Source organism: Pseudanabaena sp. PCC 6802 (genome assembly GCF_000332175.1).
In the GTDB taxonomy this organism is placed as follows: Bacteria; Cyanobacteriota; Cyanobacteriia; order Pseudanabaenales; family Pseudanabaenaceae; genus PCC-6802.
Window position 1 is genome coordinate 571,377 of the sequence record NZ_KB235910.1, and the last position, 15,521, is coordinate 586,897.

Below are 15,521 nucleotides of genomic sequence, written 5' to 3' on the forward strand. Positions count from 1 at the left end.
AACTTCATATAAGTAAACACAAAGTACCTATGCAGACTCTGCCTGTAAATACAACTAACTCAGCCAATAATGGCGCAACCTCATCTGAGAATGATTTATCGGGCGCGATCGTGCGTCGCAAAACCCGTCCTGTTAAGGTAGGCAGCGTGACAATTGGTGGTGGTTATCCAGTGGTCGTGCAGTCCATGATTAATGAGGATACCCTCGACATTGATGGCTCAGTGGCAGGAATTCGCCGTCTCCACGAAATTGGATGCGAAATTGTGCGCGTTACAGTGCCCAGTCTGGCTCACGCCCACGCTCTGGCAGAAATACGCCAAAAACTAATCGCTACCTATCAAAATGTGCCTTTAGTTGCCGACGTACATCACAATGGCATGAAAATTGCCTTAGAAGTTGCCAAACACGTGGATAAAGTCCGAATTAATCCGGGGCTGTATGTATTTGAGAAACCCAAGAGCGATCGCACCGAATATACAGCCGCCGAGTTTGAGGAAATCGGCGAAAAGATTAAGGAAACTCTCAAGCCATTGGTAATATCCCTACGAGACCAGGGAAAGGCCATGCGCATTGGTGTTAATCACGGTTCTCTAGCCGAACGGATGCTGTTTACCTACGGCGATACGCCGCAGGGCATGGTGGAATCTGCTCTGGAGTTTATTCGCATTTGCGAGGATCTGGATTTCCACAACCTGGTGATTTCCATGAAGGCATCCCGCGTACCTGTAATGATTTCTGCCTATAAGCTCATGGCACAGCGAATGGATGAATTGGGGATGGATTATCCCCTCCATCTCGGCGTAACGGAAGCAGGTGATGGCGAATACGGACGGATTAAATCTACGGCTGGAATTGGCACTCTCTTGGCCCAGGGTATTGGCGACACGATCCGCGTATCCCTCACAGAAGCTCCGGAGAAGGAAATTCCAGTCTGCTACAGTATTTTGCAAGCTTTGGGATTGCGCAAGACGATGGTGGAATACGTGGCTTGCCCATCCTGCGGTCGCACGTTATTTAATCTGGAAGAAGTGTTGCACAAAGTAAGAGAAGCAACGAAACACCTGACGGGTTTGGACATTGCTGTAATGGGCTGTATTGTCAATGGCCCTGGAGAGATGGCAGATGCTGACTATGGCTACGTGGGTAAGACACCTGGATATATTTCTCTCTATCGGGGCAGGGAAGAGATCGAGCGCGTACCCGAAGAGCGAGGCGTAGAAGCGTTAATTGCCCTGATTAAATCCGACGATCGCTGGGTCGATCCGTAGCGAAACGTTAGCCTGCTTCAGCGCTGGGTATAAGGAACTCAAACTCCTGTTGCTTCGCCGACTGTATAAAATTAGTCGTCGACCGCAAATATTTTGGCGATGGGTGAAGCGGAACGTTATTTTGCATTTTGTTAAATAAAACCCTAAATAAGGACGTTATCTAACAAAAGTGTGGATAATAACCCTGATAGTTGATTTATTTTGCAAATAGCAAGGTAACAACCCTCTAGAGGTATTTATCTAGAATTTTGCATAGTAATGTATAGTTATACGTACCGATATCGCCGAATGAGACCGTTGAGATTGTCTGAGTGCGATCGCAGTTAGGCAAGCAAGACGCATCGACTACGTTTTCCAGTACCGAAAACAGATCGGCGATCGCATAGATAAGCAGTTTGAGGTTAGGCAAGCATGACGGGTCTGTTTTCCGCTCAAGTTCGGACAGTGGATTGGGGCGATCGCTAAGGATAAATAATTGTGAAGCGATCGGGGTATAATCGGGTCGAGAAGGGTGTTTAGCCCTTCCCTCCCACACCACCCGGCATGCGGGTCCGCACCGGGCGGTTCATAATCGCCGCGCAAACAAACCTCAAGAAAATCAGGCATAACCCTGGACTTTCATCCAAAGTTCTCGCACTGAAAGCCAACCCTGTAACTGTAACCACTGATTCGTCATTCCCGTATGGGTTGCCAGAGTCTTTGACAAACGCCAATAGCCTTTGCGACTAATGCCGGTCAAAATCGCCTGTCGTTTACTAGTGCCTAGAGCCAGCAGATGTCGGATACGAGTGCGAGGTCTGCGCCACTGTTGACCGTAACACATACGAATTCGTCGCCGCAACCAACCATCCAACTGCTCAATTGGACTGTAATGCTGGGAAATGCCGTAGTAGTTCATCCAACCTCGTAAGTATCGGTTCAACCGTTCCATGCGGTACTCCATTGAAACACCCCAACTACGTGACGTTAAGCCCCGCAGTCGATGTATGAAATCCCGATAGGCTTGGTCTGACCACCAAATCCGAATTCCTCGGAACGTAAATCCCAGAAATTCTAATTTGTCAGTCCTGACCACACGACTTTTCTGCCGATTTACTTTGAGCTTCAGCTTTTGGCTCAGGTATCGGCTGATATTAGCCAACACCCTCTGCCCTGCCCGTCTACTTTTGACCAGAATTACCAAGTCATCCATATAGCGAGCAAAGCGATGTCCTCTTGCCTCTAACTCTTTGTCGAGGTCATCCAACAAGATGTTGGCGAGCAACGGTGACAGTGGCGACCCTTGTGGAGTGCCCCAATCCGTTGCCGCGAAAGTGTGACCGACCATAACTCCCGCTCGCAGATACCGTCCGATTAAACCCAGAAGTACCTTATCGGTTACTTTCCGAGCAATGCGGGACATCAGCATGTCGTGGTCTACATTGTCAAAGAATTTCTCCAAATCAATGTCTACCGCAACTTGATACCCTGCTTTGATGGCGGACTTTACCTGCCGAATTGCTCCGTGGGCAGATCGCTTGGGTCGACTGCCATAGCTTGAGTCCGAAAATCCTGGCTCAAACATTGGCGATAACACTTGTAGAATGGCTTGCTGGATTACCCGGTCTATGACACAAGGTATTCCTAGCTTTCTCTCGCCGCCTCTTGGCTTTGGTATTACTACCTGTCGCACTGGCTGCGGTTGATACGTACCATCCTTCAGGGAAGCGCGAATCTCTGTCCAATGCTCCCTTGCATAGTCGAGGAAATCTCCTATAGTCATACCGTCGATTCCGGCTGCTCCTTGGTTCGATTTCACCCTTCCCCATGCCTGTTGCACATTGTTGCGCTCTAATATTCGCGCCATCAGGTTGTCTAAGGCTGGCTTTATGTCAGCACGCCATCCGTCATCTCCCCCGGTCGGGTTCATCGATGCGTCTGAGTTGTTCATTGCTCCTCCTTATGGCAATTATGTTCTGTCCTTCGTCCTGGATTGGACTACTATGACTTCTGCTGACTTCTGCAAGGCTTGACACCAAGAGTTCCCTCTTAGTGGGCTGTCCTTTTTGCTTTAGGGTTCTGTGGCTTCCTAACCGTTTCCGGCTCTTACCTCATTCAGACTCCCTTTACTCTTAGAACCGCAACCTTACAGACCTCCCCAGATAAGAACGTGAACTGTCCCGCCGCAACCGTGTCATTTACTGTGCCCCTTGAACCAGAGGTTTTGTTGTGTTGTGCCAACTCACCCAGGGGTCTCAGCCTTCTATGACATTTCTGTTCGTCGGCTCGTCGGTTTGCTATCCGGCTTCCTTCAAACACTTCCTCGCGAAAGCATTCTTGCCTTAAGCTAGTAGTGGTCGTCACTCGGATCTGTAAATTGATCATTTGGACGCTGGTTCTCCTACAGGGGACTTTCACCCCATTAGTTCACGCCCATGCTGGGCGTACACAACGCTGTTGCAACGGATGGTATTCAAACTCTGGAAATGACTCGAAAACTTGTGCCGCCGCTGAACAGCAACGTTATTAGGCGATCGCCAGTACCTTGGCAAGATCGGATTCTTGTTGCTCGGCTGAGGCGATCGCGTCGGTGATAATTTGACGGGGGCTGAGACCGCTGCTATAGGCGGCTAACCAGCGCTGGGCATCGTTGCCCTGGGAGAGAATCTTCTGTAGCGGTGCGAGGAAGCAAGCAGTACCTGTTTGACTGGCGATCGCCTGCGACGATTCATACAGTGCGGCAATCCAATCGCGAGCCGCGATCTGTTCGCCCGTTTGCCAATGGACGAGAACCGCATCGAGGCTAGAGCGGGCAACTGCCGACTCGTTGCGATCGGTAATCTCGATCAGTTCCTCGGGCGTGAAGGGGCTGCTACCTGGTGCAATGGGATCGAGTGCGGTTGAGAAATCGCGATCGGACAACAGCGCGAGCAGGCGCATTTCCAATAGAGCGGTAATCGCCAACAATGCCGCAGGATCGAGGACTAAATCGCAAATGCGTAATTCTAAGCGATTGATGGAGTAGGGACGGCGATCGCCGTTGGGACGCACCGATGACCACAGGTGGCGCACGTTTTGCATCGTGCCCAGCCTTAGCTGCTCCTCCGTCCATGCAATAAAATCGTCGTGATTCCGAAACAGCGGCACGTAGGCAGGCGTTTTGGGAAACATTTGCCAGCGCGTGGAATGGAAGCCAGTAACTTTGCCGTTGAGAAAAGGCGATGAAGCGCTAAGCGCCAGGTAGAGCGGAGCTTCGACCCGCACCAAACGGCAAGCTTTAATCAGAGTTTCCGTATCGGGAATGCCGACGTTGATGTGAATGCTGGCGGTTACGACATCGGTACCGTAGGTTTGCTCGATATAACTGTGATAGGGATTGTTGGGATCGGAGCGCTCGAAGCGATCGCTGCCACCCAGTGCCAGCGTACTGCCCGGTGTAATCGTGAAATCGCCCAGCGATCGCAGGTATTTCCGCAAGCGCTGCCGAGGTTCGATCAACGCCAGAAACAAACGTTCGTATTGCGTAAATGGCGCGGTTGTATATTCAACATTGCGGTTGTCCGGTTCGCGCACGAATCCGTCCAGATGCGCCACAATGCGATCGGAAAATCCCCGGATATCTCCAGTCGGCGTGCAGGTATAAACTTCGACTTCAAATCCCTTTGATAAAAGCACGCTCTTTCCTCTATTACTATCAGGACTGATATCAAATCCTGGTTTGTTAACCCCTTTTCTTCGAGTCTGCGCGCGCAGACTTTGTTTGTGTAGCCGAGACTTCTAGTCGCCAGGCAATATTAGGGGTAATTAACGCTTTGGGTGCGTCCATCACCAGGAATCCAGATTCGTGCCGAATCTATTCTTCTTCCACAATCCCAAATACCTCTCTAAAGACTTTCTGCACTTTGTAACCCGAGTCGATCGATTCCAGCGGATCTTTACGGAGACGATGGCGCAGGCAGAGCGTAATCACGCGCTTGATGTCGTCAACCGTCACTTCTGTACGACCTTCGAGGGCGGCGATCGCCTTCGAGGCGCGGTTAGTGACAATGTCACCGCGCAGGCCGTCCACATCGAGATCGGCACAAACCTGAGAAATATTCAGGCGCAGATCCGTGGGGATAGTAACAGAATTAAGTAGCTCCTGTGCCCGCACGATTTGCTCTTGAATCTCTATTTGCTTATCGGAGTAGTGGCTGAGGAATTGCTGGGGATTGCGATCGAAGTCCGTGCGTTGCTCCACGATCTGGACGCGCAATTCGGGCGTTTTAACCGTGCGAATCTCAGCGTGCATGCCAAAGCGGTCTAATAATTGGGGACGCAGTTCGCCTTCTTCGGGGTTGCCGGAACCAACTAAGACAAATCTAGCGGGATGGCGGATCGAGATGCCTTCGCGCTCGACAGTATTCCATCCCGATGCTGCCGAGTCCAGCAATACATCTACGAGGTGATCGTCAAGTAGATTAACCTCATCGATGTAGAGGATGCCGCGATTGGCCTTAGCGAGCAATCCAGGTTCAAATGCCTTTACACCTTCAGAAAGGGCTTTTTCAATATCGATCGTGCCGCAGACGCGATCTTCCGTCGCACCTAACGGTAAATCCACCATCGGCACCTGTTTTTGGGCAATCGGCAAATTGTCGCCCTTCAACAGCCGCTGGCGCACTTCGTCGCTCTGCAGATCCGCATCCGTGGGGTGGCTGTTAAACGGATCGTCGGCAACGATATCAATCTCTGGCAACAGATCGGCGAGGGCGCGAATAGTCGTGGATTTACCCGTGCCGCGATCGCCCATGATCATGACACCACCGATCTTAGGATCGATGATATTGAGCATGAGCGCCAATTTCATTTCCTCTTGCCCCACGATCGCGCTGAAAGGGAACACCGGGCGCTTTTTGACTGATGGCTTAGCCTGAGTGATAGTCAAGGTTTTAATTTCTTCACAATTTTGCAACTAACAGCAATATAGCCTAAAACGCGATCGCCTTGTAGGGGCATCCCTTTGCGCCCACCTTTGCGTCTATTCATCCCAAATCCTGGTTTGTTATAGCCGTATGCAGATTCTGTTAGGACAGGGGGAGTGGGGGCACAGCCCCCACGCAGGGGTGTAACCCCTGCACCCCGTCCTAAGCCTGTTGACTACAGCTATAACTCCTTTTCTTAGAGTCCGCGCAGTCAGACTTTGTTTGTGTAGCCGCGACTTCCAGTCGCCAGACAAACAGGAATAATCGATCCAGATGTGGTATCGCTCCCGAGAGCAGATCGGCAGATCAGCGAATTAATCTTTGCAACAGGGCATCCTGTCCATCTCGAAACCCATCGATATCGCCGCCGCGATTGATAATCGCAAACCACACGCGACCGTGTCTGGATGTCGCGATCGCGCCGCCCAGAGCGCTGACATTAGCCAGGGTTCCGGTTTTAATTACGGAATTGCGGGGGATATAGCGATCGCGCGCCACACCAGGATCCTGTCCCGACACAAAAAACACATCGCCAACCGTCAGGCGTTGGGCTTGCAGGTAGCGATCGATTGCCATAAACATGGCGCAAATCGCGCGGGGCGAAATGCGATTTTCTTCGCCCAGGCCAGAACCGTTCGCAATTTGAACTTCCGCGCTCGGCACGCCTGTAATCTGCACTACCTTTTGGCGCACGGCTGAGGCACCACCCACTGCCCGTGCCAGCATCTCCGCCATGGCGTTATTGCTGTACATGTTCATTTTTTTCAGGATCGTCGCCAATGGCAGGGAAGGGTATTGCACGATTACTTGCATTTGGCCGGGCAGCCTGGACGCTACCTGGACGCTGCCGCGTATGACTACCTGCGATCGCGGCGTGCCACGGGGCAAAGTGTAGTACTGGGTTTCGACTTCCGACGACCAGAGCTGCGAGTCCAGCCCTTGTTTGAGCAAATTGCCAGCGGTGCGGGGATTGCTTTCAAAATTCATATAAAAGCGCCCCACAACAATCAAATTGCCATTTACTTGCCTAATTCCGGCCTGTTTGAGCGCATCGCCCAGCAAGATGGCGTTCTCCCACACAAAAAAGGGATCTTCGCTACCCTGCACGATCAGATCGCCTTGCAGCACGCCATTTTGTAACGTCCCCGTTTTACCAATTATGGTGACAAACTTGTGTTGCGCGCCAAAGGTCTGCAAAGCCGCCAGCGTTGTTGCCACTTTGGTCAAAGAGGCGGCGGGTAATGGTGTAGTGCCCTGATGTCCCGCCAGATAGTTGGTATCGGTTTGCAACCATACGCCTTGACTGCCGCTACCATAGCCTTGCGCTGCCAGGGAACCAACGTATTGCTGCACGATCGCGCTGTAAGCAGAATCTGGATTACCTGCCACTAATACGGGAATATCTACACGATCCTGTTGGAGATCGCTTTGCAATTTATCGTGAGCCTCCTGCCCCGATTTGGTACTAACAGCAGACTCAGCCGCCACCGACGTAACTTTATTGGGCGTGACTAACGAGCAACCAGAAATTGCCGCGATCGCAGCCAGCAAAGTTACGGTTAAGCAAGAGTTGCGCATCACGATCTTGAAGTTAATAGCAAAGGCGATCGCATTGTAATGTCATGTGCCAGTTTTTGCTACCCAGGAAGCTTATAAGCTATTTGGATTTTTATAGCAGAAATGTTATACTGAAATCGCCCATTCACCCCAAGACCGAATTCATGGCATAAAACTAGTTCTAAATACTCGATTCACGATAGTTGGAGGGGTGAGTGCGTTTTCGCTTTAAAGACAAAAAACTGGAAGCCCTTTACACCGAAGAGAAAGATGCTCGCAAATACCCAAATGTAGTTGATGATTTCTTTGAGGTTATGGCGATCGTTGATGCGGCGTTGGACGAACGAGACTTGTATGCCCAGAAGGGATTGCATTTTGAGAAGCTCGCCGGACAACGTGGGAAAAAGGGAGAGCGATCGCTGCGTTTGAATAAGCAGTGGCGGTTAATTGTCACCTTGGAAAAAGACGATGCAGGCTCGTACCTCCAGATCGTCGCTATTGAAGACTATCACTAAATGAGAGAGCTAAGGAAGTGGCAACAATGATTCAAGCATTAACACCAGCAAGAGTTCCGCCCCCAGGAAGGATTTTGAGCCGCGAGTTGGAAGCTCGTGGCTGGACGCAGAAGGATCTAGCTGAAATTACAGGTCGTCCAATTCAAACAATCAATGAGATCGTTCAGGCAAAGAAACAAATTACACCTGATACAGCGTTGGATTTGGGCGAAGCTTTTGGAACTTCTGCCGAGTTTTGGACAAATTTGGAAACGAAATATCGGCTATATCTAGCACGGAAAGACGATCGAGAACGAGAAATTGCCCGTAAAAGCCAGCTTTATAGCTTAGCTCCAATTTCGGAGTTAATTAAGCGAGACTGGATTCAAGCGACGGATAGCCTTGACGATCTGGAAAGGCAAGTCTGCAAATTTTTTGGCATTGATTCGATCGATCGACCTCCTAAACTGGCAATTAATTTTCGCTGTTCGCAAGAGCGCAGTCCTGAAGCGATCGCCCAACTTGCATGGGCGAAGCAAGTTGAGAATCTAGCAAAGCAGCAAACGGTAGGGAATTTCGATCGCAAGCGCTTACAAGCAGCGATTCCGAAGATTCTGGCATGTGCAGAGCATCCAGAAGACTTAGCAAAAGTACCTGACTTATTGCGATCGCTAGGCATCTATTTTGTTATTGTGCCGCATCTCAGTAAGACTTATCTAGATGGCGCTGCGTTCTATTTAGCAAAGCATCCTGTGATAGCGCTGACATTGCGATATGACCGCATAGATTCGTTTTGGTTTACCCTCATGCATGAGTTAGGACATATTGTGGCGGGGCATCAGGGCAGCTATCTAGACGATCTGGGCAATCTTGCCCCAACGGATGAAGAAACGGAAGCCAACCAACTTGCTGCCAACTGGCTAATCGATCCACTTGCATTTCAGGATTTTGTGCGTAAGAACCAACCTCGTTTCTCTCGCAGGGTGATCGAGCAATTTGCCCATAGCCAAAAGCGACATCCTGGCATTATTTTAGGACGCTTGCACAACGACCAACTAGTTCCTCACAAAAACTTGAGAGCATTGCTAGTTAAAATTAGTCTATTGCTAGTTGCAATAGATGGCATACCGTAAGGAATGCATCCATAAAATGAGAGAGTAAGTAAACAAGTTTAAAGGTATATTTCAAACAATTTAGTTCACATTGAGAAGACTTATGGATCTAGCATGGGTAAAGTTCACGTGGTATAAACGCTTAGAATCTTCGACTCTCAAGACATCGGGGAAAGTTATTGCCTTGGCAATAAAATAGAATGCAATCTATAGCGCAGCATAAATAATAGATGGATGCTTAAAGTAACTCCTAATGTGGGCAGGCAATCTCTGCAATTTCTGCAGTTGAGATAGCACTCTATGTTTTAATTGACTCAGGTTTCGCGTCAAAGGTTTGGCATGAACTCGCTGTTTAACATCACCATTGAGGTACTCTACTGGATTCAACTGCGGTGAATAGGAAGGTAAATAAAATAACTCGATCTCCTGGGAGTGCTGCTCTAACCATTGCTGGACGGGGCGCTCTCGGTGGACGGGATGACGATCCACGATCCAAAACAGTTTGGCTGAGCGCTTGTCAATCAACCGTTGCAGAAATTCAATAAATACTGGAGCCGTCAAGGTACAGGTGTAAAGCATAAATTGAATCGTACCTTGATGGCTGATGCTAGCAATGAAATTCAACCTTGTCCGTTCGCGTTTACTGGGACGAAGAGACTGATCAGAATTTTGTGTAAGCGGTCTAGAATCACAAAAACCAAGGAGACCGCAACATGTTAAGAGGCAAACAAGCAACTAATCGTACAGATGAACTACTAGACGAGTTGGTGTCAGAGTGCCATAGCCCCGAGGACATTCTAGGAGAATCGGGCTTACTGAAGCAACTGAGTCAACGACTAATCGAGCGAGCGCTCACGGGAGAGCTGAGCCATCACCTCAAATCAAGCACGCCTAAGGGAGAGGAAGCGGTAGAAGACGAAGTTGTGCGACGCAACAGCCGCAATGGCTACTCGCAGAAGACGGTGCAGTCGCAACAGGGCGAAATGGAGTTGTCGATACCGCGAGACCGTAACGGCGAGTTTGACCCCGTGCTGGTACCGAAACACCAAAGGCGAATAGCAGGACTCGATGAGAAAATCCTGGCTATGTATGCACGGGGATTAAGCACCCGAGACATTAGTGCTCAACTCGAAGAACTCTATGGTGCCAAGATCTCCGCCGCACTCATCAGTGAGGTCACTGATGCAGTTAGCGACGAGGTCAAGGCTTGGCAGTGCCGTCCCCTGGAACCTGTATATCCCATCATTTACCTCGATGCCCTCTACGTGAATATCAAGGTGTCGGGTCGGGTGAGCAAGCGAGCGGTCTATGTCGTCTTGGGTATTACGGTTGAGGGCAACAAAGAATTGCTTGGGCTGTGGATTGGGGAGGTGGAATCCGAAGGCGCTAAGTTCTGGCTCAAGGTGCTGACTGACCTCAAAAACCGTGGGGTCAAGGACATTCTGATTGCCTGTTGCGATGGCTTAGTGGGATTCCCCAGGCGATTGAGGCTGTTTTCCCGCAAACCCAGGTGCAACTATGTATTGTGCATCTGATCCGCAACTGTTTGCGTCATGTGCCCTGGAAAGACGCTAAAGCTGTTGTGGCTGACCTCAAGCCCATTTATCATGCTGCCACTTTGGCAGAAGCCGAAGCTGCGCTTGAGGCTTTTGCCGCCAAGTGGGATCGCCTATACCCCGCGATTAGCCAAATCTGGCTGCGCCATTGGCAGAACATTATCCCCATCTTTGACTATCCCATGGACATCCGCAAAGTCATCTACACTACCAATGCCATTGAATCCCTCAATCGCTCCCTGCGCAAGGTGATTAAAACCAAGGCTGTCTTCCCCGATGAGGAATCTGTCTTCAAGCTCATGTTCTTGGCCATGCATAACATTGCCAAGCGTTGGACTCGCCCCCTTAAAGATTGGAAGGCAGCGTTGTCATATTTTGCTATCCTATTCCCAGGACGTTTAAATTACTGACCTTATTTCTCGCTTACACAAAAATCTGAGCACTCTCGGGACGAATTTCAGGCGGATGTCCCTTGGGGGCGTAGCCTCGCCCCCCATACTCATCAGAACTGAGTCCCGATTCATCTCCCCACTCGATGTCGGCACCTTCTGCTTGCGCTTGGCGCTCAATCGCGGGATATTCTTCCTGTAACCAGCGTTTCACGGCGGCGGGGTCTTGCTCGTAAGCACGTTCGATGGGCTTCTGAGGGCTGTAGCCCCATCGTTGGAGATATTCCCCCACTGTGCGTATCGGCATCTCCACTCCTAATTCTTGCTCGATTAGTGTTTGCACGGCTCGTCTAGTCCACAAGGCGCTCTCGATCTGGTAATCCTCTGGACTATGCCCCTGCAGCATCGCCGCAATGGTTGCTTCCTCTGCCGCACTTAAAGTTCGCCCTTCCCCCACCTCTCGTCCTCGTCTCTGCTGAAACAGGGCTGCTTCTCCATAATCTTGATACGCCCACCACCACTCGCTAATCGTGTTACGATGAATCCCCAGGTACTCACTAGACCTCTTGCAGATTAGGTTGAGGTTGAGTTGCCAAAGAACCCCAAGATAGGAAAATATCAGGACATAGCAATAACGAAAAAGCGTCCTGATGATGAACTATATAATAGCGCAAACCCTACCTGCTGCACACTTTAAGCGTCGATTTGGTATCGAGACTAATACGTTCAAAGCAATTGTGAAAGTGCTTAAACCAGAGTGGCGAGCAACGCCAACACCTGGAGCCAAGCCTAAACTCGGACTAGAAGACCGCATATTGGTTGCCTTCGAGTATTGGCGGGAATATCGCACCTACTTTCACATCGCCACTAGTTGGGGCATCAGCGAGTCTACAGTTTGTCGAATAGTGCATTGGGTAGAGGAGACTTTAATCCGCTCACGTCGCTTTCGACTACCTGGGAAGCGCCAGTTGGTGCGGGGCTTTGGGATACCTACAGTCGCGACGTTGATGTGACTGAAACTCGCATTGAGCGTCCTAAGCGGCACCAACGTGCCTTTTATAGCGGCAAACAGAAAGGGCACACGCTCAAATGTCAACTCATAATTGACGCTCTTACTGGGCAGATTATCTGTACGTTTTTCGGCAAGGGGCGACGGCATGATTTCAAGCTGTTCAAAGCTTCTGGCATCCATTTCCATCCTCAAACCGAGAGTTTGCAGGACAAGGGTTATCAAGGCATCCAGAAACTGCATCTCTACTGCCGCTTACCCCACAAGAAACCGAAAGGTGGTCAGCTTACGCCTGAGCAGAAAGCGTTCAACCGCCAACTTGCGCGCCAACGGGTTGGCATTGAGCATGTTAATCGCCGCTTGAAGATCTTCCGCATCTTATCTGGACGCTATCGCAATCGTCGTCACCGCTTTGGTTTGCGTTGCAATCTAATTGCTGGTCTCTACAATTTTGAACGCTCTCAAGGCTCCTCAGTTGGCTAATTTGCAAGAGGTCTACTGATATCACATACTCGTTTCCCTTGCTCTCGCAGTCGGATCGCTTGCTGACGAAGGTAATTTTGCGTCTCTATCGATAGGTGTCGGCCATCGGGTTTATCCATGTCAAACCTCCTTGTGCCTTTACTTCTATTATCCTATGCTTTCTTTTTCATTGCCGAAGCAATATAGCAATTGTTGGGCCGAATGAAGCAGGGAAGAGTTCAATCCTCAAAGCTCTAGAACATCTAAACCATAACGATTCTTTTTCGCAAAGTGATTTAACTCGTGGTAAAGAGATCCAAGAAAATGATGTAGTAATTGAAGCCTGCTTTCTTCTTGAAGATTGCGATCGTGAAGTACTTTCAGGTTTATATGAAGGTGCCAACATTAGGCAATTTAGGGTTCGCAAGTTGTCTAATGGGCATAGAGAATATGACACTATACCCTCAATACAGCGAGATCCCTCACATCGACATCATTTATTGAGTTGTTTGAAAACAGCTTTAGATAGCACAGAACTCAGCGGGCTAGATATTAACAATAATGAAGAATTCCTTGCAGAGGAAGTAGAAAAGCTGATTTATGAATTAGAAAATACTGATAAAGATCTTGATGGGAATACATTGCAGAAATTAAATGAATTGAAATCTGCTCTTACCTTAGAAAATGAGGAAAAAGGATCGCAAATTCTTAATGACTTATGTTCTGCTATAGATTCTTTAATTGCTAGTGAACAGGACATAGAACCAAATAAAAGGGCACAGGAAATGTTAATTTCGCGAGTTCCCAAAATACTGCTTTTTAGCGAGGATCAGCGTAAATTAGAGTCTACATATAATTTGTCTCACTCTGATTTTTCCCTATCCCCTGCACTCCAAAACCTGACAAATTTAGCAAATTTAGATTTAGCCAACCTTAAAAGTGCTATTTCCAAAAATGACCAAGCTAGGATTGGAACTATTTTAAATAAAGCAAACGATCAAATAACTAGAGTTGTTCAAGGCAAGTGGTCACAGTCAGGAGTTAAAGTCACTTTATCAATCAGTAACAATTATACATTAAATGTTCTTATTGAAGATGAGCGAAGAGACTGTACTAACCTGTACGATCGCAGTGATGGGTTACGCCAATTTGTAGCATTAATAAACTTCCTCGAAGCAGAACATGCCGATCAAAAACCAATCTTGTTAATTGATGAGGCAGAAACTCACCTGCACTATGATGCACAAGCAGATTTAATGAATATGTTTGCGACGCAACAACTAGCATCAAAAATCATATACACAACGCATTCGGCAGGCTGTTTACCTGAAGATTGAAGTGGCCCCAATCGCCTGAACAACTTTGAGGGATCTCTAAGCTCTGAGAAATTGAGATCTCTAATTTCCTCATCAAGTGGTTTTAGGAAATGATTCTCCAGTGGAGACACTACCTGAAAGCCTTTCCCAGTAAACAAGTTCTGGGGTGCGATAATTCAATGCTTGATGCGGACGCTCTTGATTATACCAATTAAACCATTTTCGTACTTCCTTATTCAAATGAATACCATCTTCGAAAGCGATTAAGTAAATCAACTCGTATTTCAGCGATCGCCACAACCGTTCGATGAAAATGTTGTCGTAAAACCGTCCACGCCCATCCATGCTGATTTGCACTCCAGAGGCTTTCAGACATCCTGTAAAGGCATTTGCGGTAAACTGACTGCCTCGATCCGAGTTAAAAATCTCAGGACTGCCATACTGAGCAATTGCCTCCTGCAAGGCTTCAATGCAAAACCTTACTTCTAAGGTGTTTGAAATCCGCCAAGACAAGACTTTCCGACTGTACCAGTCCATCATTGCCACGAGATAGAAATGCCCTTTCAGTACTGGCAAATAGGTGATATCAGTACACCAGACCTGATTGGCGTCGGTAATAGCTAATCCACGCAGCAGATAGGGATATACCTGATGCTCTGGATGTGCCTGGCTTAAACGGGGCTTGGGATAAATCGCTGCTATCCCCAACTGACGCATCAACCGTTGTACCCGTTTGCGATTCACCTCATGACCTTGTTGGCGCAGCACTACGGTCATGCGACGACTACCATAAAATGGTGTTTCTAAGTATTGCTGGTCAATCAGCTTTAACAATCTCAACTCTTCCTCTGTGGGTGCTTGCGGTTGATAGTAGAAGCTGGAACGAGCAATCCCTAGCAATTGGCATTGCCGCACCATACTCAGTTCACAATGGTCAGACACTACCAGGGCTTTGCGTTCTTCAACCCCAACTGTGCTGACCTGTTGGCTAAAAAATCCCGTTCTACCTTCAACTGTCCGATCTGACGATATAACTCGTCAATCTCGGCTTGTTGGCTCTCATCAGCTTTATGCGCCCCACTACTTTTCTCAAACAGGCTAATGGCTTCATCCAGCAACTGTCGTTTCCAGTTGTTAATCAGCGTTGCATGAACTTCATACTGACTTACCAATTCCGAGATGGTCTTCTCGCCCCGAATCGCTTCCAGGGCAACTTTCGCTTTGAATTGCGGATTGTACTGCTTGCGTTTGTTACTCATGAACTACTCCTATCATTATTTTGTGTGGTTCAGAGCTTAACCCCCTGTCCAGTTTTTGGGGTCCACCTCAAGAAAAAGGCGTGGTGTCAGACAAAGAAGTAAAGTTGAGGGACTGCGCCCGATGAATTTAGAGTCCATAGTAAACGAGCAGTCCAA

At 48.7% G+C, this 15,521-nt stretch carries 14 protein-coding genes and 1 pseudogene; 6 read left to right on the top strand and 9 right to left on the bottom strand.

Annotated features, from left to right (window positions below; genetic code table 11):
- Nucleotides 1–29 precede the first annotated feature (29 nt).
- Nucleotides 30–1,268: a (E)-4-hydroxy-3-methylbut-2-enyl-diphosphate synthase gene (ispG, locus tag PSE6802_RS0102855; RefSeq protein ID WP_019498559.1), complete on the top strand. Its 1,239-nt coding sequence runs from the start codon at nt 30–32 to the stop codon at nt 1,266–1,268.
- 226 nt (nt 1,269–1,494) lie between these two features.
- Here ispG and PSE6802_RS34615 read toward each other — a convergent pair whose 3' ends face one another.
- From PSE6802_RS34615 to PSE6802_RS0102885, 6 genes are all read right to left on the bottom strand, one after another.
- Nucleotides 1,495–1,677 carry a hypothetical protein gene (locus PSE6802_RS34615; RefSeq protein ID WP_225902632.1) on the bottom strand — a complete coding sequence of 61 codons (183 nt, stop codon included), beginning with the start codon at nt 1,675–1,677 and terminating at the stop codon, nt 1,495–1,497.
- 189 nt (nt 1,678–1,866) lie between these two features.
- A complete protein-coding gene (gene ltrA / locus PSE6802_RS0102860) occupies nt 1,867–3,177 on the bottom strand; it encodes a group II intron reverse transcriptase/maturase (protein WP_019498560.1) in 1,311 nt (436 codons plus the stop codon).
- Nucleotides 3,178–3,362: 185 nt separating this feature from the next.
- Nucleotides 3,363–3,632, bottom strand: a complete 270-nt coding sequence (locus PSE6802_RS0102865) for a hypothetical protein (RefSeq protein WP_019498561.1) — start codon at nt 3,630–3,632, stop codon at nt 3,363–3,365.
- A 141-nt stretch (nt 3,633–3,773) separates the two neighbouring features.
- Nucleotides 3,774–4,922 (bottom strand): glutamate--cysteine ligase, encoded by a 1,149-nt coding sequence (gshA, locus tag PSE6802_RS0102870; protein ID WP_019498562.1) that lies wholly within the window; start codon nt 4,920–4,922, stop codon nt 3,774–3,776.
- Between the two features lie 178 nt (nt 4,923–5,100).
- On the bottom strand, nt 5,101–6,174 hold the full coding sequence (bchI, locus tag PSE6802_RS0102875) for a magnesium chelatase ATPase subunit I (protein ID WP_019498563.1): 1,074 nt from the start codon (nt 6,172–6,174) through the stop codon (nt 5,101–5,103).
- Nucleotides 6,175–6,517: 343 nt separating this feature from the next.
- A complete protein-coding gene (locus PSE6802_RS0102885; RefSeq protein ID WP_019498565.1) occupies nt 6,518–7,789 on the bottom strand; it encodes a D-alanyl-D-alanine carboxypeptidase in 1,272 nt (423 codons plus the stop codon).
- Nucleotides 7,790–7,983: 194 nt separating this feature from the next.
- On the opposite strand from PSE6802_RS0102885, the gene PSE6802_RS0102890 reads away from it, so the two are divergent.
- Together PSE6802_RS0102890 and PSE6802_RS0102895 are read left to right on the top strand one after the other, a co-directional pair.
- Nucleotides 7,984–8,283, top strand: coding sequence for a type II toxin-antitoxin system RelE/ParE family toxin (locus tag PSE6802_RS0102890; protein ID WP_019498566.1), 300 nt, complete (start codon nt 7,984–7,986; stop codon nt 8,281–8,283).
- Nucleotides 8,284–8,309: 26 nt separating this feature from the next.
- On the top strand, nt 8,310–9,395 hold the full coding sequence (locus PSE6802_RS0102895; protein ID WP_019498567.1) for a HigA family addiction module antitoxin: 1,086 nt from the start codon (nt 8,310–8,312) through the stop codon (nt 9,393–9,395).
- A 186-nt stretch (nt 9,396–9,581) separates the two neighbouring features.
- Here PSE6802_RS0102895 and PSE6802_RS27485 read toward each other — a convergent pair whose 3' ends face one another.
- Nucleotides 9,582–10,109: a transposase gene (locus PSE6802_RS27485; RefSeq protein WP_225902633.1), complete on the bottom strand. Its 528-nt coding sequence runs from the start codon at nt 10,107–10,109 to the stop codon at nt 9,582–9,584.
- Between PSE6802_RS27485 and PSE6802_RS27490 the strand changes: the two are divergent.
- Nucleotides 10,088–11,340: pseudogene (locus PSE6802_RS27490) on the top strand (IS256 family transposase). The gene PSE6802_RS27485 and the pseudogene PSE6802_RS27490 overlap by 22 nt on opposite strands.
- Nucleotides 11,341–11,353: 13 nt before the next feature.
- Here PSE6802_RS27490 and PSE6802_RS27495 read toward each other — a convergent pair.
- On the bottom strand, nt 11,354–11,974 hold the full coding sequence (locus PSE6802_RS27495; RefSeq protein WP_318655531.1) for an IS630 family transposase: 621 nt from the start codon (nt 11,972–11,974) through the stop codon (nt 11,354–11,356).
- Between PSE6802_RS27495 and PSE6802_RS27500 the strand changes: the two genes are divergently transcribed.
- Together PSE6802_RS27500 and PSE6802_RS30710 are read left to right on the top strand one after the other, a co-directional pair.
- Nucleotides 11,973–12,811, top strand: a protein-coding gene (locus tag PSE6802_RS27500) for an IS5 family transposase (RefSeq protein ID WP_156815411.1) whose coding sequence is annotated in 2 segments (ribosomal slippage) — nt 11,973–12,321 and nt 12,321–12,811 — 840 coding nt in all. Because the reading frame shifts where the segments join, the coding sequence is not laid out codon by codon here. The two genes, PSE6802_RS27495 and PSE6802_RS27500, sit on opposite strands and share 2 nt — an antisense overlap.
- A gap of 95 nt (nt 12,812–12,906) precedes the next feature.
- Entirely contained in the window at nt 12,907–14,127 is a 1,221-nt protein-coding gene (locus PSE6802_RS30710) for an AAA family ATPase (protein ID WP_019498570.1), read from the top strand.
- Nucleotides 14,128–14,199: 72 nt separating this feature from the next.
- On the opposite strand, the gene PSE6802_RS0102925 is transcribed toward PSE6802_RS30710, so the two are convergent.
- Nucleotides 14,200–15,365 (bottom strand): IS3 family transposase gene (locus tag PSE6802_RS0102925; RefSeq protein WP_156815385.1). Its coding sequence is split into 2 segments (ribosomal slippage): nt 14,200–15,095 and nt 15,095–15,365, totalling 1,167 coding nucleotides; the frame shifts between segments, so codons are not numbered across the junction.
- Between the last annotated feature and the right edge of the window lie 156 nt (nt 15,366–15,521).